The organism is Stagnihabitans tardus, from assembly GCF_009925085.1.
Classification (GTDB): Bacteria; Pseudomonadota; Alphaproteobacteria; order Rhodobacterales; family Rhodobacteraceae; genus Stagnihabitans; species Stagnihabitans tardus.
In genome coordinates this window covers 70,674-91,697 of sequence record NZ_JAABNR010000007.1, presented here as the reverse complement: position 1 = coordinate 91,697, position 21,024 = coordinate 70,674, and the positions used below count along the sequence as shown (strand labels likewise).

The following is a 21,024-nucleotide window of genomic DNA, read 5'->3' as shown; positions in this document are numbered from 1 at the left end:
CCCGGGGCTAGCGAAGTTCCTGGGGCCGGCGACCTTTGCGGCAGTTCCGCAAAGATGGACGCAGGGGCCCCGGCGATGTAGGATCAAGCCATTGCACCCTTTTGCGAGGCAAGACATGACCCGCGTCCTTTTCATCCTGACTTTTCTGGTGGGGCTTGCCCTGCCCGGCCTGACCCTGGCCCAATCCACCGGAGGCGGCGGCAGCACGGGCGGCAGCACGGGCTGCCAGTACCAGAGCTGCGACAGTGACCCTCCTGCCGAGCCCCTGCCTCCCGGCGTCCCTGCCGATGCCCGCGACATCACGCCCGCCGCGACCAAGGCCATCGTCGATGCCGTCAACGAATCCAACCGCTACTGCCGCGACCGCTACGATCCGGTCTATTTCATCGACTGCATTGCCCGCGCCTATGTCCGCATCGGCAAGACCCTGCCCTATCGCAGCGGCTACGGCAAAGCGCGGAACGCCCTGATCGAGGCCGGGACCAAGCTGCATGAGCTGGCCATCGCCAATACGGACGAAAGCCGCCCGGCCAAGGTGGGCCCGACCAGCCGCCGCTCCCCGCCCGAGCGCCTGCGCCCGGTGGTCCGCACGCCCGAAGTCAATGCCGCCGCTGCGGGGATCATCGAGGGGACGCAACTGGTGCTCCTGCGCTCGGCCAGCGGGTCGGACCAGCGCCGCGTCGCCTATGAGCAGGTGGCCAATGTCGTGGGCTCCACCGTGGTGCTCTTGCGCTCGGGCCGCCGCAAGAAGCGCCGGGATGGGGCGGGGAGCAAGGCGGAGAACCGCCGTCTCCCCCTGGCCTGGCTCGGGCTCTTCGCGTCCCGCAGGGACGCGCCCCCTCCCGCAGGCCCCAGCCCGGCCTGAAAGGCCGCGCGGGGGACTGCGGGACCCTGAACCGGACAGGCCGCCCCTCTCCCAACCCCTGATCCAAAGGAAAAGGGCGCCGCAAGGCGCCCTTTGTTCCGATGCATTGGCCCTGTCCGGCCCCAGCCGGATCCCCAAGCGCGCCCCGCAGGGGCGCGCCCCCTCCGCCCGGGGACCGCAGCCCGTCAGGGCGCGGTCAAGGGGCGGAAACCCTCAGGCCTGCTCCAGCCCGAACGTATCGTGCAGGGTCTGCACGGCCAGTTCCATGTATTTCCGGTCGATCAGCACCGAGATCTTGATCTCGGAGGTCGTGATCACCTTGATGTTGATGTTTTCCGCCGCCAGCGCCGCGAACATCTTGGCCGCCACGCCGACCTGGGACCGCATCCCGATCCCCACGACCGAGACCTTGGCGGTCTCCGTATCGGTGATGAGTTCCGCATAGGTCACCGCGCCCGAGGCCCGGCTGTCCTCCAGGGCCTTCTTCGCGCGCTCCACCTGGTTCACCGGCAGGGAGAAGGTCATGTCGGTGTAAAGCTTCGCATCCCCCGCAACCTTTTCCGAGATGTTCTGGACGATCATGTCCACGTTCACCTGCGCCTCGGCCAGGGGCCCGAAGATCGCCGCAGCGACGCCCGGCCGATCCTCGACCCGGACCAGCGTCATCTTGGCCTCATCGCGCGAGAAGGCGACACCCGAAACAACTTTCGATTCCATGATTTCCTCCTCGTCGCAGACGAGCGTTCCCGAAGTTTCATCCGTCGCCTCGAAGGACGACAACACCCTGAGCCGCACCTTGTAGCGCATGGCCAGTTCCACCGACCGGGTCTGCAGGACCTTGGCGCCGAGAGAGGCCAGCTCCAGCATCTCCTCGAAGGCGATCTTCTCCATCTTGCGGGCCTTGGAGACGATGCGCGGATCCGTCGTATAGACGCCATCGACATCGGTGTAGATGTCGCAGCGCTCGGCGCCGAAGGCCGCCGCAAAGGCCACGGCCGTGGTATCCGAGCCGCCACGGCCCAGGGTGGTGATCCGCCCACCTTCCGTCACGCCCTGGAAGCCCGCGACCACCGCCACCTTGTTGCCGCCCGCGAAATCCGCGTCGATATTCTCGCGCGGGATCGAGACGAAGCGCGCCGAGGCATGGGCATCGGTCGTGTTGATCGGCACCTGCCAGCCCTGCCAGGACCGCGCGCCAATCCCCATCTCCTGCAACCGCAGGGCCATGAGCCCCGCCGTCACATTCTCCCCGCTCGAGACGATCGCGTCGTATTCGCGGGTGTCATAGAGCTTGGAGGTCCCCTCGACCCAGCCCACCAGTTCATTGGTCTTGCCCGACATGGCCGAGACGATGACGATCACGTCATAGCCCCGCGCGACCTCTTCCTGCACCTTCTTGGCCGCATTCTCGATGCGGTCCAGGTTGGCGACGGAGGTCCCGCCGAATTTCATCACCAGAAGCGGCATCGCGCCTCCCCCCTGCACCCGGGCGAACCCGGCATTGAAACCGGCGTTTCTTTAGGCGGGACAGGGTCCGGCTGCAAGCGCAAAAGCCAGGGCGGCCGCCCCCGTAGGGTGCGCTTCAGCGCACCGCGCCCTCACCCAAGGTCCATCGCCAGGGCATGGAGCCTTTGGTGGATATCCCCCAGGGCCGCCTGCACCGCCCGATGCCGCGCCAGCCGCCCCATGGGGCCAAGCTCCTCCGCCCGGAGATAGATGGCGAAATGGCTCTCCCCGGTGCCATCGTCGCCTGCATGGCCCGCATGCTTGTGGCTCTCGTTCTCGACCCGAAGCTCGGTCACCGAAAAAGCCGCCCTGAGCCTTGTCTCGATCTCGTCCTTTAGCGCCATCTTCATGGACCCCCTTCAATCTCCCGCCAAATGCCCTATCCTTACGGGCCCGACTCGAAAAGGCCCAGAAGAGGTTCCCGCGCATGTCCAAAGCCCCGTTCGAATTCGACCTGCGCGTCTCCAGCGCCAAGGCCAAGAAGACCACAGGCCGTCGCGGCATGACCGGGGCATCGGAAACCGCCAACCGCGGCTGCGACTTTCCCGGCTGCAATCTGAAAGGCGCCTTCCGCGCGCCGAAATCGCCCGACCACCTCGACGAGTTCTTCTGGTTCTGCAAGGATCACATCAAGGAATACAACCTGAAGTGGAACTACTTCGGCACCGCCACGGCCGAGGAATTCGCAGCCCTCCAGGAAAGGGATCGCCTGTGGGAGCGGGAGACCAAGCCCTTCTCGCGCAAGGACGACGGCAATTCCTGGGCGCGTCTTGGCGTGAATGACCCGATGGAGATCCTCGGCGAAAAGGCCACGAAATCGGCCCCGGTGGCGGCGGTCTCCACCCGCAAACTGCCCCCCACGGAACGCAAGGCGCTGGAGATCATGGACGCCCGCGACACCTGGACCAAGGCGGAGATTCGCAAGCAATACAAGAGCCTGGTGAAGGATCTTCACCCGGACATGAACGGCGGCAACCGCGCCGATGAAGAACGCTTGCAGCAGGTCGTCTGGGCCTGGGACCAGATCAAGGACTCGCGTTTCTTCAAGGATTGAGGATGGTGCGTGAGATCACGCACCCTGCCCCGGTATAGGATGACCAAGGCCAGCGCCTGCCCAGCATCGGAGGGCACTCCCATCTGGTCGAGGCCCCGGGTCAAGCCCGGGGCGGCGGGGAGAAAGACGGCCAAAGCCCCCAATCCGCAACCCGGGGTCGTGACCCCGGGTTCCCCCAGTCGGCAGAGCCCATGCCAGAAGTCCAAACCCCAAGCTTTCAGTCGGCAGAGCCCCATCCTCGTAGCCCGGGGGATACCCCGGGGCTCCCCCGGAGAAGAGCGACGGCCAAAGCCTCAGTCGCTCCGCGCCACAAGACGCATCCCCACAGTCGGCAGAGCCCAAGGCCCCTGCCCAAACGCAACCTCTCAGTCGGCAGAGCCCTTCCGCCGGATGAAGTCGTATTTCAAGAGCCAGATCACCACCCGATCCACCACGATGGGCGCGAGCTTGATCGCCCCTGACACCGCCTCGACCGTCTCGCTTCCCGCCTTCACCGCCTCCAGCACGGCGGCGATCTGCGCGGGCTCGGCGAAGATGCGGTTCAGGCCCTGGTAGTTCCGCACCGCGAGGACCTCGGCCAGGGGGCGGGCGTCCGGGTTGGCGACATAGCGCTCCTTGCCCGTCTCCAGCGGCGCCGTCGGATAGGACCCGAAGAGCAGTGACGGAGAAGGCCCGATGGGCAGGCCGTAGCCCCGGATCCGGTAGGCCGCATCGCCCGCAGCCCTTCGCATCGCGCCCTGTTCGGCCCAAAGCGCCTGCATCTGGGGAATGACGGCGCGCCAGTCGTAAAGGCTCCGCGCCCTCGCCTGCGCGGCGCGGCCCATCCGCGCGCGCAGATCGGGGTTCAAGGCCAAGTCCAATATCCGCGCCTTCATCTCGCCCATGTCCAACTCGGTCATGGCCGAGACGGCGGCGCAATACTGCGTATAATCGTCGATCCCGCCCTGGAACCGCAGGCTCTCGTTCACCATGTGATGCGGCGAGAGCATCCGGCTCGTCACCCGGAACCCCACATCCGGGCTGATCGTATCCTTCAACCCGTCCCAATCCGACCCCAGAACCGGCAGGCCCGCCGCCATCCCCTCGAGCGGCGCAAGGCCAAAGGTCTCTTGAATATTGTCGATCATGAAGAGGAAGACATCGCCGCCCGACAGCGTCATCTTGCGATCCGCCGCACTGCCGCCGTCCAGCTCCAGGTAGCCCACATCGGGCATCAGCTTGGCCGCACCCTCGGCAAAGACCTTGCGGGCATAGTCATGCTTGAACTGGCCGCAGAAGACGACATGCAGCTTGACATCGGGCGGAAGCTCCTTGGCCGCCGCCTGCATCGAGAGGTAAATCGGCACCGGATCGAATTTCTCATGCGGGGTCAGGCGGGCGATGGTGACGAAGACCACGTCCTTCTCTCCGGCCCCGAGCCGCGCCCGCAAAGCCGCCCGCGCCGCCTCGTCGCGCCCGAAATCCTCGGTATGGACCCCCAGCGGGATCACCGGGAACAGGGGCCGCACCGGGGGCTCGGTGCGGAAGCGGTGGCGGATATGGTTGTCGATCAGCTCGATCTGGGTCAGCACAGACTTTTGCACCGCATTCGAGGTGCAGATCACCGCATCCCAGGCCATGACCGGCGCCATGCGCAGGTCGAAAAGCCCGTTCATGATGCCCTGGGTCGAGGTCGTATGGGTCAGCCCGCAAATCGCCCAGGCATTGGTCCCGCTGTCCGCCCGCCGCCAGCTCTCCGGCGCGATATTGGCCGCCGGGTAATAGAGCACCTCGCAGGGCGCGATCTGGCCGGGCCGCAAGAGCCCCACGGCCCGCAAGCCCTTGCCCGGACGGTTCTGCGCGATCAGCTCGCGCACCTCGGCCGCTTCGGGGTTCGACTTGGTCAGGATGACGAATTCATCGACCTCGGCATGGCGGACATAGCCCTTGAGGAAGCTCTCCCCCGCCACCCGCCGCCCATTGATGCCCTTGTCGCCCGGGCGATAGCCGTCCGAGGCATAGAAGATCGCCGCATTGGCCGCCGTCATGCTTTCGCCCTCATCCAAAGCCAGGGCGTCGGGCCCGAGCGCCATTCCCACAGGGCCAGAAGCCGGTCAAGGTCGCTGAACCCGTCCATCCAGCCCGGCAGGCAGTTCCCCGCAAGCTGCCTTTCGATCCGCGTGATCTCATGGCTGGCCCGGAACCGCGCCACCAGCGTCTCGGTCGCGCGTTCCACGATGCCGTCGTGACACTCGACCAGGATATCGGTCCGGGTCAGCGAGGGCGCCTTTTCGGGGTCGAGAAGCTCGACCTCCGCCCCCTCGATGTCGCAGATCACGACGCGCGGCCCCTCCAGCGCCTCGAAATCGGCATGACCGAAAAGCCCGCCGACCTGGACCCGCGCCGCCACGCCATTCTCGATGGCCAGCGACCGGCAGGCGGCCTGCGCGATCTCGGAGGCATCCCGCGCCAGGACCCGCACTCCCGGCATCCGCCGCGCCAGGCCCACGGCGTAATAGCCCTCGGCCGAGCCTATATCGACGACCAAGGGGTAATTCCGCGCGATGATCTCTTCGATGACCGGGATCAGGCTGGCCTCATAGGCGCCCAGGATGCGTGCCGCCCGGGCGCCTTCGGTCGAGCGGGTGGAAAAGCTCATGCCCTTGAAGGGACCATGCTGGACCGTGGCGCCATCGCGATGCTGGATCGTGTTGCCGATCAACTGACTGCGCCATTTCGCCAGAAGCCTGAGGGCCCGGTTCAGGGTCTCGGGCGAGGCGCCTGCGTCCAGGGTCTGCTGCAAGGCGGCGAGGGTGGTCTCGGTCAATGTCTTTTGCGTCACGAAGGGCTCTGGATTGCGAAGGTTTTCTGCATGACTAGCCTTTGGCGCGCGGTGTGTAAACGTCGCCCTCTTGCAGCCCCCCGGCTTATGGGTCAAAGGTTGCGGTGAAACAGATTTGGGCCCGAGGCAGATGCTGGATACCGTGATGAAACCGACCGAAGAAATCTCTGTCCGCGATGTCTTCGGGATCGATACCGAAATGCGGGTCAAGGGCTTTGCCGAGCGGACCGACCGCGTGCCCGAGATCGACCCGACCTACAAGTTCGACCCGGACACGACCTTGGCGATCCTGGCGGGGTTTGCCTATAACCGCCGGGTGATGATCCAGGGCTATCACGGCACGGGGAAATCCACGCATATCGAACAGGTTGCCGCGCGGCTGAACTGGCCCTGCGTGCGGGTGAACCTGGACAGCCACATCTCGCGCATCGACCTGATCGGCAAGGATGCGATCAAGCTGGAAGACGGCAAGCAGGTGACGAAGTTCCACGAGGGGATCCTGCCTTGGGCCCTGCGCAACCCTGTCGCCATCGTCTTCGACGAATACGATGCGGGGCGGGCGGATGTCATGTTCGTCATCCAGCGCGTGCTGGAGCATGACGGCAAGCTGACGCTCCTGGATCAGAACGAGATCATCACGCCCCATCCCTCCTTCCGCCTCTTCGCCACCGCGAATACCGTGGGTCTGGGCGATACGACGGGCCTCTATCACGGCACCCAGCAGATCAACCAGGCGCAGATGGACCGCTGGTCCCTGGTCGCCACGCTGAACTACCTGAGCCATGATGCCGAGGCCGCCATCGTCCTCGCCAAGAACGCGCATTACAACACCGAGAAGGGCCGCAAGACGATCAACCAGATGGTGACCGTCGCCGACCTGACCCGGACGGCCTTCATGAACGGCGACCTCTCGACCGTGATGTCGCCGCGCACCGTGCTGAACTGGGCGCAGAACTCCGAGATCTTCCGGAATGTGGGCTATGCCTTCCGCCTGTCCTTCCTGAACAAATGCGACGAGCTCGAGCGTCAGACGGTGGCCGAGTTCTACCAGCGCTGCTTTGGCGAAGAGCTGCCCGAGTCGGCCGCCAGCCAGGCGATGAAGTAAGCGAACCCGGGGTATACCCCGGGCTACGCCAGCGACACCAAAGCGCCCGTGTCGGATGTCGGGCTCTGCTTCCACAGCGTAGCCCGGGGTATACCCCGGGTTTTGCTTTTTCCGCCCTCATCCCCCTCCCTCCGCCGCCCCGGGCTTGAGCCCCAAGGCCTCGCCCCCAAGGCGACAAACGCTGTCACCCAGGCCCCGGCAAAGCGCCTAAACTCCCCCCCATCGCCTTGACCCACCTGCTCCGCCACCCCATCCTTTCCCCATGGCGCGAGGGGTCGCGCCCTTGGGGTAGGTCACATGCGCTTCCTTCTCGCCGCCTTCGCGGTGGTATTCTCCTTTGCGGCGGCCGAGGCCGCATGCCGGGTCACCAAGGTCACCGATGGCGACACGCTGCACATGGCCTGCGACGGGGCCAGGCATAAGGTGCGGCTTCTGGGCTATGACACGCCCGAAATCTACAGCCCGAAATGCCAGGCCGAAAAGGCCATGGGCCTGCGGGCGACGCGGGTCATGGAGCGCCTTGTCGCCTCGGGTCCGGTGACGGCGGTGACCTTCAAGGGCCAGGACCGTTATGGCCGCGACCTCGCCTGGGTCGAGATCGCGGGGCGGGATGTGACGACGCAGATGCTCGCCTCGGGCCTGGCCGTGGTCTATGTGCCGCGCCAAAAGCCCGACTGGTGCGGGATGTTCTGAAACAGCCCTGTTTACAGGCGGGAAAACCGGCGCCATGATCACTTCATGGGCGGTTTGCGAAAAGATGTCGCATCGGAACGCGCCCGGCAGCGCCGGGGGCTGCCGTCCTGCGGGTTTACCAAGCATCAGGGAATCAGGCGCAGACTTCGGCCCATGGGCCAGCTGCGACACCTGATCTGTCTCTGCCTGACGCTCGCCTCGGGGCCTTCCCTTGGCGACGAGCTTCGGACCTTTGCCACCTGCACCGGGCGGCTTTCCGCGCTGATGGAGCATCAGTGGCTGATGCAGGACCCCGCCGCCGACCTGACCAAGCGCCAGCGCGATGCCTTTGCCGACCTGGTCCAGGCCGTGGCCCTCGATCCCGCCCGCGCCATGTCCATGCGGATCGAGGCCAAGGCCGCCACGGCTGCCGCACTCCAGGCGGCGGATTTCGGCGGCCATCCCGCCGCGAGGACCCGCGTCATGGCCCAGGTCCGCTCCTGCCTGCGCCTTCTGCCCCAGGCATGAAAAAAGGGGCCCGAAGGCCCCTTTCCGGTCAGTCCAGCCTCTCTCAGGCCTTGGCGGCCATGGTGGCCTTGGCCCACCAGGTGATGTCGTCCAGGAGCGCAGTGGCCGAAGCGTCGATCGAGCCCGCGATATCGGCCAGGTTGCCCGACCCGCCAAAGCCCGGATGCACGCGGAAGAAGTCGCCCGCGCCGATCAGGACCGAGTTGCGCACCGGAACCATCTGCAGCTCCACGCCGATCTGGCGCAGGTGCTGGACCGCCGAGGTGCCGCCCATCGAACCATAGGCCACGGCGCCCATCGGCTTCTTGGCCCATTCGACATAGGCCTGGTCCAGAGCGTTCTTCAAGACGCCGGTGATCGAGCGGTTGTATTCCGCCACGACGAAGATATAGCCGTCGAATTCGGCCAGCTTCTTCTGCCACTTGACGGCAGCCGGGTCCTGGGTCGGCGCCCAGGCGTTCGAGGCGACCTCGTCGAAGAAGGGCATCGGATAGTCGCGCAGGTCGACGACTTCGATATCGACGCCACCATGGGCCGCGGCCTTCTCGGCGAACCACTTCGTCGGGATATCGGCGAAACGGACCTTGCGGGTGGACGAGACGATAAGGGCGATCTTGGGCTTGGACATTTGGATTTCCTGTCTGAGCGGTTACGTTGCAGGGAACCTAGCGCCCGGGGCACGCGGTCTCAATTCGCTGTCTTAGCGCGAGACTTGTGCATTTTTGCAAGGAGAGACCCGGGGTATACCCCGGGCTACGCGGCGGAGACAGAGCGCGCGTGCAGGATAGGTCGCTCTGGCGGGTCTGCGTAGCCCGGGGTATACCCCGGGGCTCTCTTGCGCTTGCCCGCGCGCGGGTGCAATCTCCGCTCCATGAGCAAGCCCAGCGACAACCCCGCCGATCCGTTCAAGAAAGCGCTGGCCGATGCCACGCGCACCATGGCCGATGACCCCGAGATGACGGTGACCTATTCCGTCGATCCCTCCGGCATGAACAAGGAGGGCGTGCGTCTGCCGCAGGTCTCTCGCCGCATGACGCGCGACGAGGTGCTTTTGGCGCGCGGCACGGCGGATGCCTTTGCGCTCCGGCGGAAGTATCACAACGAGGCGGTGTCCGCGAAATATGCCCCCACGGGGCAGCTCGCGCGCGACATCTACGACGCGATGGAAGTGGCGCGTTGCGAGGCGGTGGGGGCGCGGGCCATGCCGGGCACGGCCACCAATATCGACGCCAAGATCGCGCATGAGGCCGACCGCAAGGGCTATGGCCAGATCACCACGGCCTCCGAGGCTCCGCTTCCGGTCGCGGCGGGCTACCTCGTGCGGCATCTGGCGACCGGGCGCGACCTGCCGAAATCGGCGGCCCATGTCATGGATCTCTGGCGCGGCTTCATCGAGGAACAGGCGGCGGGCACGCTGACCGATATCGACGCGGTCCTGGCCGATCAGGCGGCCTTTGCGCGTCTGGCGCGGAAGGTGATTTCCGACCTCGGCTACGGCGATCAGCTGGGCGAGGATCCCGACCGCGACGACCCGACCGATGAGGGCGCGCAAGAGGAAGAGGAAGACGGCCCCGAAGAAGCGGGCGCCGAGAGCGAGGAACAGGAGGAGGCCGAGGCCTCTCCAGAACAGGCGCAGGAGGAGGAGCAGGACGAGAGCCAGGCCCAGGTGACGATGGAGGATTCCGACGTCGAACAGGGCGAAGAGGCCGAACTGCCCGAGGGCGAGGCGCCGATGGAGCCTCCGCCGCCCGCGCCCCATTCCGATGCCGACCCGAACTATGCCGTCTATACCACGGATTTCGATGAGGAAATCCGCGCCGAAGAGCTGGCCGAACCGGCCGAACTGGAGCGGCTGCGGGCCTATCTGGATCAGCAGCTGGAGCCTTTGAAGGGCGCCGTCAGCCGCCTTGCCAACAAGCTGCAACGGCGGCTCCAGGCGCAGCAGAACCGCTCCTGGCTTTTCGACCTTGAGGAAGGCGTGCTGGATGCAGGCCGCCTGGCGCGCGTCGTGGCCAATCCGACGACGCCCCTCTCCTTCAAATGGGAGAAGGACACCGAATTCCGAGACACCTGTGTGACGCTGCTTCTGGACAATTCGGGCTCGATGCGCGGCCGTCCGATCTCGATTGCCGCGATCTGCGCCGATGTCCTGGCCCGCACGCTGGAGCGTTGCAATGTGAAGGTGGAAATCCTGGGCTTCACGACCCGCGCCTGGAAGGGTGGCCAAAGCCGCGAGCGCTGGCTGGCGTCGGGGCGGCCCTCGGGTCCCGGGCGCCTGAACGACCTGCGCCACATCATCTACAAGTCGGCCGATGCGCCCTGGCGGCGGGTGCGGCCGAACCTTGGCCTGATGATGAAAGAGGGCCTCTTGAAGGAGAACATCGACGGCGAGGCCCTGGAATGGGCGCATCGTCGGATGATGGCGCGGCCCGAGCAGCGCAAGATCCTGATGGTGATTTCCGACGGCGCCCCGGTCGATGATTCGACGCTGTCGGTCAATGCCGCGAACTTCCTGGAAAAGCACCTGCGCGACGTCATCGCCATGGTCGAAAAGCGCCGGGCGGTGGAGCTCATCGCCATCGGCATCGGCCATGACGTGACGCGCTATTACCAGCGCGCGGTCACGATCACCGATGCGGAACAGCTGGCAGGGGCCATGACCGAGCAGCTTGCGGGGCTGTTTGAGGTCGATGCCAAGAAGCGGGACCGGGCCTTGAAGGCCAAGCGGGTCGCCTGACCCTGCCCCCGGGGGTTTCACACCCCCGGACCCCCGTGGGATGTTTATGGACCAATGAAAAGGTGAGCGATGTTCCAGACCTTTGACAGCCATGCCTCGCCGGATCAGGGGCCGGGGCGTTTGGCGGCCCTGCGGGCGCGGTTGGCAGAGGAGGGGCTGGCGGGGTTCCTCGTGCCGCGCGCCGATGTCCACCAGGGCGAATATGTCACGGCGCGGGATGAGCGGTTGCAATGGCTGACCGGGTTCACGGGCTCGGCCGGGTTCTGCGTGGTTCTGCCGGATCTGGCGGGGGTCTTCATCGACGGGCGCTATCGGACCCAAGTGAAGGGCCAGGTCGACCTTGGGCATTTCACGCCTGTCCCCTGGCCCGAGGTCAAGGCGGGCGACTGGATCCGTGCGAACCTGGCCTCGGGCGTGGTGGGCTTCGATCCCTGGCTCCATACCGCAGACGAGATCGAGCGGATCGAGGCGGCGCTTCAGGGCTCGGGGGTTTCGTTGCGGGCGGTGGAGAACCAGGTCGATGCGATCTGGGAGGGGCAGCCGGGGCCCGTGGTGGGGCGGGTCTTCGTCCATCCGCTGGAATTTGCCGGCGAGAGTGCGGGCGACAAGCGGGCGCGGCTGGCTGCGGGCTTGCGGGAACTGGGACAGGACCACGCCGTCATCACCCTGCCCGACTCGATCTGCTGGCTCTTGAACATCCGGGGTTCGGACGTGCCGAAGAATCCGGTGGTGCAGGGTTTTGCGATCCTTGGGGCCGATGGCGGGGTCAGGCTTTTTGTCGATGCCGCCAAGCTGGATGAGACGGTCCGGGCGCATCTGGGGGATGTGACGGTCGAGGCGCCCGAGGGGTTTGAGGCGGCCTTGCGGGGCTTGCAGGGCAAGGTTCGGGTCGACAAGGGGACGGCGCCGCTGGCGGTCTCTTTGGCTGTCGGGACTTGCGTTTGGGGCGATGATCCCTGCCGCCTGCCCAAGGCGCGGAAGAATGCGGCCGAGCTTTCGGGCATGCGCGAGGCCCATCTGCGCGACGGGGCGGCGATGGTGGAGTTCCTGGCCTGGCTGGACAGCCCCGCCCGGGGCAAGACGGAAATTGACGTGGTCGTGGCGCTGGAGGGCTTTCGGCGGGCGTCGAATGCCTTCCACGACATCTCTTTCGACACGATCTGCGGGGCGGGGCCGCATGGGGCCATCATGCACTACCGCGTGACGGAGGAAAGCAACCGGACCATCGGGGAGGATACGCTTCTGCTGGTCGACAGCGGGGCACAGTATCTGGATGGGACGACGGATATCACCCGGACCGTGGCCATCGGCGACCCGGGCGACGAGGCGCGGACCTGTTACACGCGCGTCCTTCAGGGGATGATCGGGATCTCTCGCCTGCGCTGGCCGAGGGGGCTTTCGGGGCGCGACCTCGACCCGGTGGCGCGCTATCCGCTTTGGGTCCATGGCCAGGATTTCGACCATGGCACGGGGCATGGGGTGGGGGCTTTCCTCTCGGTACATGAGGGACCGCAGCGGCTGTCCCGCGTGTCGGAGGTCCCCTTCGAGCCCGGGATGATCCTGTCGAACGAGCCGGGCTATTACCGGGAAGGCGCCTTCGGGATCCGGCTGGAAAACCTGATCGTGGTCGAGGAGGCTGCCAAGCTTGGCGACGGGCGCGACCAGCTCTCCTTCGAGACCCTGACCTTCGTTCCGCTGGATCGCCGGCTGATCCGGGGAGATCTTTTGGGGCCGGGAGAGAGGGACTGGCTGAACCTTTACCATGCCCGGGTCCTGGAGCTCATCGGTCCCCGGGTCTCGGCCGGGGCGCGGGACTGGCTGGTGGGGGCCTGCGCGCCGATTTGAGGCTCTTGCACGCGTGCAAGATTTGCAAGGCATTGATGCCGCTGGGGAAACCTGGCGGCGTTAACTTTTTGGCAGGGATTTGGGGGGCGTTTCTGGGGGGGGGCGAGGCCCCGGGTCAGGCCCGGGGCGGCGGGGGGAGGGGGGACGGTCGGCACGTTCCCGGAGAGGCGGGGCCGGGCTCCGGGGGCGCTGCGTGGCCCGGGGAGACCCGGGGTATACCCCGGGCTACGAGAGGAGCGCCACCTGGGGGAATGCGGTTTCGCGGAAGGGCGACTTGGGGCCGGGCCGGGATCCGGGGGCGCCGCGTAGCCCGGGGAGACCCGGGGTATACCCCGGGCTACGAGAGGAGCGCCACCTGGGGGAATGCGGTTTCGCGGAAGGGCGACTTGGGGCCGGGCCGGGATCCGGGGGCGCTGCCTAGCCCGGGGAGACCCGGGGTATGCCCCGGGCTACGAGAGGAGCGCCACCTGGGGGAATGCGGTTTCGCGGAAGGGCGACTTGGGGCCGGGCCGGGATCCGGGGGCGCTGCGTAGCCCGGGGTATACCCCGGGGCTGGAGCCACGTGCCAAGGCTCGGCGGCGTCGGGCGCCTCTCGGCCTCAGGCGCTGGCGGTTTCGCGGATGCGTTGAACCATGGCCCTGACCCCGTTCGAGCGCTGCGCCGAGAGATGATCTGTCAGGCCGAGCCGGGCCAGTTCGGCCTGGGCATCGACGGCAAGGACCTCGGCCAGGGTCAGGCCGGAATAGAGCGCATGCAGGATCGCAATCAGCCCCCGCACGATCAGCGCATCGCTTTCGCCCTGGAAATCGAACCGCCCCTCGGAGACCATCGGCCGCAGCCAGACCTGGCTGGCGCAGCCCTGCACCTTCAAGGCGGGGACCTTGAAGGCCTCTTCCAGGGGCGCCATGGCCTTGCCCAGTTCGATGACGTGGCGGTAGCGGTCCTCCCAATCGTCGAGGAAGGCAAAGGTATCGGCAATGTCTTCGAAAGCTTCTGTGGCCATGGGACCCTCCTGCCCTTCGGATAATCTCGGGCGGGGCCAAGGTAAAGCCACGCTTTTCAAGACCAGCGCCTTGCGGTAGTCAGAACCAAACGGAGGGTCCCATGCGGCGGCGTTTCTTGATCTTGGGCGGGCTCGTGGGCGGCATGACGATGCTGGCCTCTTGTGGCGGGCGGCTGAACCCCTTCAACTGGTTCCGGCGGCGCAAGCCCGAGGTCGTGGACCAGACCGGCTTCACCGCACCCGAGGACCCGCGCGGGCTGATGGAGCGCGTGACCTCGGTCAAGGTCGAGGAAACCTCGACCGGGGTGATCCTGCGCGCCACGGGCCTGGCCCCGGCCCAGGGCTATCACGATGCGGAACTGGTCGGCCTGCCGCTGGATGCCGAGGGCGTCAAGGTCTTCGAATTCCGCGTGACCGAGCCCCTGACGGCAACCGGCCCGGGGCCGGAGCGCAGCCGGACAATCACCGTGGCCGCCGCGCTGAGCTTTTACCAACTGGACCAGATCGCCGAGATCCAGGTCCGCGCCGCCACGAATGCGGTGGTCGTGCGGCCCTGAGGCTTTGCGCCGCAGCGGGCGAGGTGGGTTGTCCTGCGATCTCAGGGCCTTGCCCCGTGCCGGGCGGGGGCGCGGTGCTTCGGGGCGCTCGGACTAGGTCTCATGCAATTCCTGAATCCTGCAATCTGGGGTTGCATTTCAGATGGCAAATCAATCCATAATGGATTTGGAAATTGCCCCCACCTCCAATCGGGATTTAATGTTTCCTGATTGAGAACGATCCCAAGAATACCGATTAATTGTGTAATTTCAAACAGATGGCCTTATCGCCTTCTGCCGCATTCCTGCCGCAATCATTGACAGGTTCCGCCACAAACTGATAGGCGGAAGCCTTGGTAAATCTGCGCGGTCCGGGAAAAGCCCCCAATGATTCGCTGATTGGCTGGCCTGCGTAACACCGTTCATGAGTGGAGATTGCAATGACCTACTGCGCGCCGACGACCTACCATTCCTACAGCTGCAAGTCGAACGACTGGAATGCGTCCTCGATCAGCGGTCGCTACTCACTGGATGCGAACCGCGACAACACCGAGCGCAACGGGTCGGGTTTCGACGCCGGGGTGGCGGGCAAGAAGGTCTATCTCCTGGACAGCTACGGCCGTGTCGTGGCCTCGACCACGACCTCCGATGACGGCAGCTACAAGTTCGCGCAACTGAAGGCGGGCTATTACCAGGTCGCCTTCGAGAGCGTCACGGGCCACAGCTTCGCCACCAAGGATGTCGGCGACGGGCGTTACGACTCGGATGTGAACAGCGCAGGCAAGACCGGGGTCATCTGCCTCTCGAGCTGCCAGAACATCTGCGACATCGACGCCTCGATCCAGTCGGATGTGGGCAAGATCTCGGGTTCGGTCTTCTCGGACATCGGCTGCGACGGGATCAACGGCCAGCTCACCCAGGTCCCCGGCGCCTGTTATGTGATGGAGGCCGAGGCCATGTGCCGTTCGGGCAGCCTGGGGGTCTATTCGGGCTCCGAGGCCTCGGGCGGGCGTTTCGTCAAGCTGGCCTGCGGGTCGACCGGCACGCTGTCGGACCGTTTCGACGGCAAGAGCGGGACCTATGACGTGGTCCTGCGCGTTCAGGACGAGAACGACGGCCAAAGCACGATCCGGCTCAAGGTCGATGGCGTCGTGGTGTCGGCCGTGCGGCTGGACCGCAACACCGATGGCGCGGGCAGCGACAATGGCGGCTTTTCGGATTTCGTCATCACCGGCGTGCGGCTGAATGCCGGGTCCAAGATCGAGCTCCTGGTCAGCGGGGATGCGGGCGAATATGTCCGCCTGGACAAGGTGACCTTCCAGGGCGCTCCGGTCACCACGCTGGTGGCCGAGCCGCCCAAGGCCGGCGTCAAGATCGTGCTGATGGAGGCCGATGGCGACGTGGTGGCCACGACCTATACCGATGCCAATGGCAATTACCGCTTCGACAATGTGCCCACCGGCCAGTATCGCGTCATGGGCGAGGCGCCCGATGGAACCAAGTTCACCCTGAAGGATGCGGGCAGCAATGACGCGATCGATTCGGATGTGGGCGCCAATGGCCAGTCCGACCTGATCACCGTGACCAAGGGCGCCTGCTACGACATCGACCTTGGGCTTTGCACGATCAAGAAGGGCGCGCTGGAGGGCCGCTATTTCTTCGACGCGGACCGTGGCAACACCGACAATGGCGATGCCGGGATCGAGGGCAAGACCGTGACGCTTTACGCCGCCGATGGCGTGACGGTGATCGCCACCACGACCACCGATGCCGATGGCCGCTACAGCTTCACCAACCTCGCCCCCGGCTCCTACGTCGTGGGCTTCCAGGACAGCGCCTCCGAGCACCGCTCTTTCGTGGCGGCCAATGTCGGCGGCGATGACACGATCGACAGCGATGCCAATGCGGGCACGGGCCTGACCGGCGTGGTCTCCGTGCTGGAAGGCCAGACCACCAAGGACGTCGATGTCGGCGTCTCGGAGGACCTGGGCGCGCTGGAGGGCCGCTATTTCTTCGACGCGGGCCGCGACGACACCGACAACGGCGATGCCGGGGTCGAGGGCAAGACCGTGACGCTTTACGCCGCCGATGGCGTGACGGTGATCACGACGACGACGACCGGGGCGGATGGGTCCTACAGCTTCACCGGTCTGGCGGCGGGGTCCTATGTCGTGGGCTTCGAGGACAGTTCGGCCCAGGGCCGCGCCTTCGTGGCGGCCAATGCGGGTGGCGACGACACGATCGACAGCGACGCCAATGCGACGACCGGCGTGACCGGGATCGTCTCGGTTCTGGCGGGGCAGACGACCAAGGATGTCGATGCGGGCGTCTACCTGCCGAATGATCCGCCCGTGGCGCTGGACGACGCGGGCAAGACCTGCGCCGACGAGACCCTGACCATCGACCTTCTGGGCAATGACAGCGATCCGAACGGCAATCCGATCTCGGTCGTCTCGATCTCGGACGAGGACGAGACCGTGACCGTGGGCGGCACGCTGACCCTGGCTTCGGGGGCCAAGGTGACGCTGAACGCCGATGGCACGGTGACCCATGACGGCACCGCCGCCTGGGCTGGCCTGACCATCGGCCAGAGCGTGACCGAGGGCTTCAGCTACACGATCACCGATGGCGAGTTCACGGCCAGCGCCGATGTCGACGTGACGATCTGCGGCGAGCTGAACACGGCCGAGACCATCGACGCCAGGGTCTTCCAGGGCGCGACGGCGACCTTTACGGTTCAGCTCTTCACCTTCCAGAACGCCATCGACGGCTATACGATCACCCTGAACTCGATCAATATTCCCAATGACTTCCACGATCCGAAGCTGACCGTGGCAGACCTTGGCGGCCCGGTCTTCTCGGCGGTCTACTGCCTGGACTCGGCGCAGGACATCTCGGCCAACATCCTGACGACGGCCACTTTGGGCGTTGCGACCGAAGGCAACGCGCTTGAGGCGGGGCTTTCGGCCCAGGCGGCATCGCGCATGGACTCGGTCAACTGGATCCTGAACCAGAACTTCACCGCCCAGGACAATGGCGATGGCAATGGCAAGACCTTCACCGATCTCGAGGTGCAAGAGGCGATCTGGGTTCTGCTGAACGGCGATGTCTTCCTGATCAACAACCCGCTTCTTGGTGCGGCCTTCGCCGACAACAACAATGGCGTGCGGGATGGGGTCGAAAAGGCAACGGTCGAAAATGCGATGGACATCTACGAACGCGCCCTTGCCGAGGGCGACGGCTTCGAGGTCGGCGCGGGCCAGATCCTGGGTCTGATCCTCAACCCGACGGCGCCTGCCGTTCAGGATCAGCCGATGATCATCGGGGTGCGCTTCGACCTCTTCGTCGAGGATTGCCTCTGCGCCTGACAGGTCCAAACCTGACAGGTCATGATGATAGTTCTGGACGGCGAGGCCCTTGCAGTCCAGAATGACAGAGTAAGACCGGCCCGCAAGGGCCGCAAGACGACAACGAAAAGACAGTAAAGAGGAAGCTAATATGAAGTCCGTGCTCGCTGCCCTTGGCCTTGTGGCCGCTACCCTGCCTGCTCACGCCAGCCTGATTCCCGTCAATGTGCCCGAAATCAGCGCGCTCGACGGCGCTGCTGCCCTGGCCGTCGTGGCGGCCGTGGTTCTGCTCGTCTGGGAACGCCGCCGGGCGGCCTGATGCCTTGATCCGCCCCCAAGGGGGCGGACCATGCCTGGAACCACGCGATGATCTTTCCAACCCCTGCCAAACCGGCTGAACCCGCCGCTCTTTGGCGGGGGCTTTATGGTGTCATGACGCTTCTTGCGGCCGAGGTCTTTCTGGCCGTGCCGCTGCACAAGCTCTTCGTGAGTTTCGACTGCTGGCAGAACTGGGGAGCCGCGATTTGCGGGCCGCTTTTCGCCTCGAAGGTCAGCATCTATACCCTTGTGCCCTGCTTCGTCCTCCTGGCCATGCTGCTTTCGCCCGAGCGCAAGGCGCTGACCCAGGATGCCGCGCTGCGCCCCCTTCCCCTGGGACTGAACCTTGCGGGGCTGGTGGTCTTTCTCCTGCCGGTTCTCTGGCTGGAGGATGGCACCGGCACGCGCTTTCTTTGGCCAAGCCTCATCGCCTGGGGCGCGGGAATGGCGCTGGCCGGGCTCGGCGCCTGTCTGATGCTGGCCCCTTCGGCGCGCTGGCATGTGCTGCTGCGGCAACGCGGAGGGGTCCTGGCGCTTTGCCTGGCCGCCGGCCTCGCCGCGCCCTTCATCGCGCAGAACGCCCAAGGGCTCTGGCGCATCCAGGTCCTGTCGGATGCCACTTTCCACTGCGTCGTCTGGCTCATGCAGGCCCTGGGCTACGAGGTGACGGTGAACTTCCCCGAACGATCCATCGGGACCGAGGCCTTCCGGGCCATCATCGCGCCGCTCTGTTCGGGGATCGAGGGCATCGGGCTCATCACCTTTTTCGTGACGCTCTACCTGGTTCTCTTCCGCCGCGAGCTGCGCTTTCCGGCGGCGCTTTGGCTTTACCCCCTCGGGATCGCGGCAAGCTGGCTCTTGAACGTGGTGCGCATCGCGGTCCTGATCGCCATTGGCCTTGGCGGCAACCCGGAGCTGGCGGTGAATGGCTTCCACAGCCATGCGGGCTGGCTGATGTTCACGCTTCTGGCGCTGGCCATCGTGCTTTTGGCGCGCTCGACCGGGTTCTTCCTGGCGGCGCCCGCCCAACAGAGGCGCCCTGCCCTGCCCTTCCTGGCCGATCCCATGGTGGCCCAGATCCTGCCCTTTGCGCTGTTCATGGCTTCGGCGCTCCTGGCCTCGACCTTCGCCACGATGCCCGCCCTGGTCTATCCGCTGCGCGCCCTGGTGATGGCGGGGGGGCTGGCGCTGTTCCTGCCCTATCTGCGCCAGATCACCTGGCGGCTGGACCCGCTGGCCCTGAGCCTGGGGCTGGCCGTGGGCCTGGTCTGGACGGTGACGGCGCCTCAGGCTGCGGGCGGAGACCTGGTCCTGGCCCAGGCCCTGGCCGAGCTTTCGATGCCGCTTCTGGCGGTCTGGATCGCGGCGCGGATGCTGGGGACCGTCGTCCTGGTGCCGGTGATCGAGGAGCTGTTCTTCCGCAACTACTTGCTGCAGCGGCTGGCGGGGAAAGAGACCTGGCGCATCGCCCTGGCCTTGCTGGTGACCTCCGGCCTCTTTGCCGCGCTGCATGACCGCTGGGCCTTGGCCTTCGTGGCGGGGCTGGTCTATGGCGGTCTGAGGCTGAGGTCGGGGCGGATCGGGGATGCGATCCTGGCGCATATGGCCTCGAATGCCTGGATCGCGGCGGCGGCGATCCTCGCCAATGACTGGTCCTTGATCTGACGGAAGCCCGCGCCCCTTGAGGGGCGCGGGCAAGGATTCAGAAGGGCGAGTCGGGGAAGTAATAGGCCGCCGCATTGTCCTTGGTGATCAGCGTGGCATCGACCGTGAAGGTCCCGCGCACCGGCACCTGGCCATAGATGCCCGCAACCGTCATCTCGAGCGCGGTGCCGACCATGGCCGGCGGGTAAAGCACATCGACCGGGATCATCTTGTCGCCGTCCATGACCCGCTTGATCATGTCCTTGGACCCTGCGCCCGCGACGACATATTGAATGTCGGTGCGGCCGGCCTGTTCGATGGCCTGCAGGACGCCGACGGCCATGTCGTCATCCTGGCACCAGACCACGTCGATCTCGGGGAACTTGGTCAGGTAGTCCTGCATGACCTTGAAGGCGTCGTCGCGGTTCCAGTTGCCGAACTGGCGGTCCAGCACCGTCACGCCCGAGCCCGCGATGGCCTTGTCGAAGCCGTCCTGCCGGGTCTGGTCGATCGGGATCGGCATGCCGCGGATCACGACGACCTGGGCATCCGGGGTCGTGGCCTTGATGTAATTGCCCGCGACCTCGCCCAGGGCGAAGTTGTTGCCCGCGACGTAAAGGTCGCGCACGCTTTCGTCGTTCACCGAGGGCGCGCGGTCGACGATGGCCACGAAAGTGCCCTTGCCCTTGATCTCCTTGATCGAATTGACCAGCGGATCGGGGTCGGTCGGCAAGATCACCAGGGCGTCGATGCCCTGGATTTCCAGGTCCTGCAGCGCATTGGCCTGGGAAGCCGGATCGGGCGAGGTCTTGACGATGATGTTCAGCCCGGGGTGCTGGGCCATCAGGGTCTCGGCCACGCGATTGGCGTGGAAGACGACGCCCGAGGTCCAGCCATGGTCCGCGGCCGGGATCGAGACGCCGATGGTGACGGGCTTGTCCTCGGCGAAACCGGCCTGGCCAAAGGCCAAAGCGGCAACGGTCGCAAAGCCCAAGAGACTTTTACGCATTCTAGTCCTCCCTTTTGGGTCTGGTGTCAAACGG

The 21,024-nt window shown here is 65.9% G+C and carries 18 protein-coding genes; 11 read left to right on the top strand and 7 right to left on the bottom strand.

Features of this window, described 5'->3' with window-relative positions:
- The first annotated feature begins 115 nt into the window (after positions 1–115).
- Complete coding sequence (locus GV832_RS09065) at positions 116–865, top strand: hypothetical protein (protein ID WP_168774533.1); 750 nt, start codon at positions 116–118, stop codon at positions 863–865.
- Between the two features lie 213 nt (positions 866–1,078).
- On the opposite strand, the gene GV832_RS09060 is transcribed toward GV832_RS09065, so the two are convergent.
- Together GV832_RS09060 and GV832_RS09055 are read right to left on the bottom strand one after the other, a co-directional pair.
- Complete coding sequence (locus GV832_RS09060; protein WP_168774532.1) at positions 1,079–2,332, bottom strand: aspartate kinase; 1,254 nt, start codon at positions 2,330–2,332, stop codon at positions 1,079–1,081.
- 131 nt (positions 2,333–2,463) lie between these two features.
- Positions 2,464–2,715 (bottom strand): BolA family protein, encoded by a 252-nt coding sequence (locus GV832_RS09055; protein WP_168774621.1) that lies wholly within the window; start codon positions 2,713–2,715, stop codon positions 2,464–2,466.
- Between the two features lie 83 nt (positions 2,716–2,798).
- On the opposite strand from GV832_RS09055, the gene GV832_RS09050 reads away from it, so the two are divergent.
- Entirely contained in the window at positions 2,799–3,425 is a 627-nt protein-coding gene (locus tag GV832_RS09050) for a J domain-containing protein (protein WP_168774531.1), read from the top strand.
- 365 nt (positions 3,426–3,790) lie between these two features.
- Here GV832_RS09050 and GV832_RS09045 read toward each other — a convergent pair whose 3' ends face one another.
- Positions 3,791–5,497, bottom strand: coding sequence for a glycosyltransferase family 4 protein (locus GV832_RS09045; RefSeq protein ID WP_168774530.1), 1,707 nt, complete (start codon positions 5,495–5,497; stop codon positions 3,791–3,793).
- Positions 5,449–6,246 carry a class I SAM-dependent methyltransferase gene (locus GV832_RS09040; RefSeq protein WP_168774529.1) on the bottom strand — a complete coding sequence of 266 codons (798 nt, stop codon included), beginning with the start codon at positions 6,244–6,246 and terminating at the stop codon, positions 5,449–5,451. The genes GV832_RS09045 and GV832_RS09040 overlap by 49 nt, the downstream gene beginning before the upstream one ends.
- Positions 6,247–6,376: 130 nt before the next feature.
- On the opposite strand from GV832_RS09040, the gene cobS reads away from it, so the two are divergent.
- The 3 genes from cobS (at position 6,377) to GV832_RS09025 (ending at position 8,551) form a co-directional block, all read left to right on the top strand.
- Entirely contained in the window at positions 6,377–7,351 is a 975-nt protein-coding gene (gene cobS, locus GV832_RS09035; protein WP_168774528.1) for a cobaltochelatase subunit CobS, read from the top strand.
- Between the two features lie 297 nt (positions 7,352–7,648).
- The gene (locus tag GV832_RS09030; RefSeq protein WP_168774527.1) at positions 7,649–8,044 is read left to right on the top strand and encodes a thermonuclease family protein; all 396 of its coding nucleotides are present in this window, start codon (positions 7,649–7,651) and stop codon (positions 8,042–8,044) included.
- A gap of 153 nt (positions 8,045–8,197) precedes the next feature.
- On the top strand, positions 8,198–8,551 hold the full coding sequence (locus tag GV832_RS09025; protein ID WP_168774526.1) for a hypothetical protein: 354 nt from the start codon (positions 8,198–8,200) through the stop codon (positions 8,549–8,551).
- 43 nt (positions 8,552–8,594) lie between these two features.
- Here the strand turns inward: GV832_RS09025 and GV832_RS09020 are convergent, their stop codons facing one another.
- The gene (locus GV832_RS09020; protein ID WP_168774525.1) at positions 8,595–9,179 is read right to left on the bottom strand and encodes an NADPH-dependent FMN reductase; all 585 of its coding nucleotides are present in this window, start codon (positions 9,177–9,179) and stop codon (positions 8,595–8,597) included.
- 243 nt (positions 9,180–9,422) lie between these two features.
- Here GV832_RS09020 and cobT point away from each other — a divergent pair, with 243 nt between their 5' ends.
- Positions 9,423–11,288 carry a cobaltochelatase subunit CobT gene (cobT, locus tag GV832_RS09015; protein ID WP_168774524.1) on the top strand — a complete coding sequence of 622 codons (1,866 nt, stop codon included), beginning with the start codon at positions 9,423–9,425 and terminating at the stop codon, positions 11,286–11,288.
- Between the two features lie 69 nt (positions 11,289–11,357).
- Positions 11,358–13,133, top strand: a complete 1,776-nt coding sequence (locus GV832_RS09010; protein ID WP_168774523.1) for an aminopeptidase P family protein — start codon at positions 11,358–11,360, stop codon at positions 13,131–13,133.
- 598 nt (positions 13,134–13,731) lie between these two features.
- On the opposite strand, the gene GV832_RS09005 is transcribed toward GV832_RS09010, so the two are convergent.
- Positions 13,732–14,136, bottom strand: a complete 405-nt coding sequence (locus GV832_RS09005) for a SufE family protein (protein ID WP_168774522.1) — start codon at positions 14,134–14,136, stop codon at positions 13,732–13,734.
- Positions 14,137–14,237: 101 nt separating this feature from the next.
- Here GV832_RS09005 and GV832_RS09000 point away from each other — a divergent pair, with 101 nt between their 5' ends.
- From GV832_RS09000 to xrtE, 4 genes are all read left to right on the top strand, one after another.
- Complete coding sequence (locus GV832_RS09000; protein WP_168774521.1) at positions 14,238–14,693, top strand: hypothetical protein; 456 nt, start codon at positions 14,238–14,240, stop codon at positions 14,691–14,693.
- Between the two features lie 419 nt (positions 14,694–15,112).
- A complete protein-coding gene (locus GV832_RS08995; protein WP_168774520.1) occupies positions 15,113–18,040 on the top strand; it encodes an SdrD B-like domain-containing protein in 2,928 nt (975 codons plus the stop codon).
- A gap of 130 nt (positions 18,041–18,170) precedes the next feature.
- Complete coding sequence (locus tag GV832_RS08990) at positions 18,171–18,338, top strand: hypothetical protein (protein ID WP_168774519.1); 168 nt, start codon at positions 18,171–18,173, stop codon at positions 18,336–18,338.
- Between the two features lie 113 nt (positions 18,339–18,451).
- Positions 18,452–20,002 (top strand): exosortase E/protease, VPEID-CTERM system, encoded by a 1,551-nt coding sequence (gene xrtE / locus GV832_RS08985; RefSeq protein ID WP_265332507.1) that lies wholly within the window; start codon positions 18,452–18,454, stop codon positions 20,000–20,002.
- Between the two features lie 37 nt (positions 20,003–20,039).
- Here xrtE and GV832_RS08980 read toward each other — a convergent pair whose 3' ends face one another.
- Entirely contained in the window at positions 20,040–20,990 is a 951-nt protein-coding gene (locus GV832_RS08980) for a substrate-binding domain-containing protein (protein WP_168774517.1), read from the bottom strand.
- Positions 20,991–21,024 lie beyond the last annotated feature (34 nt).

Coding starts and splice junctions, on each gene's coding strand:
- GV832_RS09010 (WP_168774523.1), top strand. CDS start 11,358: ATGTTCCAGACCTTTGACAGCCATGCCTCGCCGGATCAGGGGCCGGGG.
- GV832_RS08980 (WP_168774517.1), bottom strand. CDS start 20,990: ATGCGTAAAAGTCTCTTGGGCTTTGCGACCGTTGCCGCTTTGGCCTTT.
- GV832_RS09045 (WP_168774530.1), bottom strand. CDS start 5,497: ATGGCGCTCGGGCCCGACGCCCTGGCTTTGGATGAGGGCGAAAGCATG.
- GV832_RS09025 (WP_168774526.1), top strand. CDS start 8,198: ATGGGCCAGCTGCGACACCTGATCTGTCTCTGCCTGACGCTCGCCTCG.
- GV832_RS09030 (WP_168774527.1), top strand. CDS start 7,649: ATGCGCTTCCTTCTCGCCGCCTTCGCGGTGGTATTCTCCTTTGCGGCG.
- GV832_RS09000 (WP_168774521.1), top strand. CDS start 14,238: ATGCGGCGGCGTTTCTTGATCTTGGGCGGGCTCGTGGGCGGCATGACG.
- GV832_RS09060 (WP_168774532.1), bottom strand. CDS start 2,332: ATGCCGCTTCTGGTGATGAAATTCGGCGGGACCTCCGTCGCCAACCTG.
- GV832_RS08990 (WP_168774519.1), top strand. CDS start 18,171: ATGAAGTCCGTGCTCGCTGCCCTTGGCCTTGTGGCCGCTACCCTGCCT.
- GV832_RS09055 (WP_168774621.1), bottom strand. CDS start 2,715: ATGGCGCTAAAGGACGAGATCGAGACAAGGCTCAGGGCGGCTTTTTCG.
- cobT (WP_168774524.1), top strand. CDS start 9,423: ATGAGCAAGCCCAGCGACAACCCCGCCGATCCGTTCAAGAAAGCGCTG.
- GV832_RS09065 (WP_168774533.1), top strand. CDS start 116: ATGACCCGCGTCCTTTTCATCCTGACTTTTCTGGTGGGGCTTGCCCTG.
- GV832_RS09050 (WP_168774531.1), top strand. CDS start 2,799: ATGTCCAAAGCCCCGTTCGAATTCGACCTGCGCGTCTCCAGCGCCAAG.
- xrtE (WP_265332507.1), top strand. CDS start 18,452: ATGACGCTTCTTGCGGCCGAGGTCTTTCTGGCCGTGCCGCTGCACAAG.
- GV832_RS08995 (WP_168774520.1), top strand. CDS start 15,113: ATGACCTACTGCGCGCCGACGACCTACCATTCCTACAGCTGCAAGTCG.
- GV832_RS09020 (WP_168774525.1), bottom strand. CDS start 9,179: ATGTCCAAGCCCAAGATCGCCCTTATCGTCTCGTCCACCCGCAAGGTC.
- cobS (WP_168774528.1), top strand. CDS start 6,377: ATGCTGGATACCGTGATGAAACCGACCGAAGAAATCTCTGTCCGCGAT.
- GV832_RS09005 (WP_168774522.1), bottom strand. CDS start 14,136: ATGGCCACAGAAGCTTTCGAAGACATTGCCGATACCTTTGCCTTCCTC.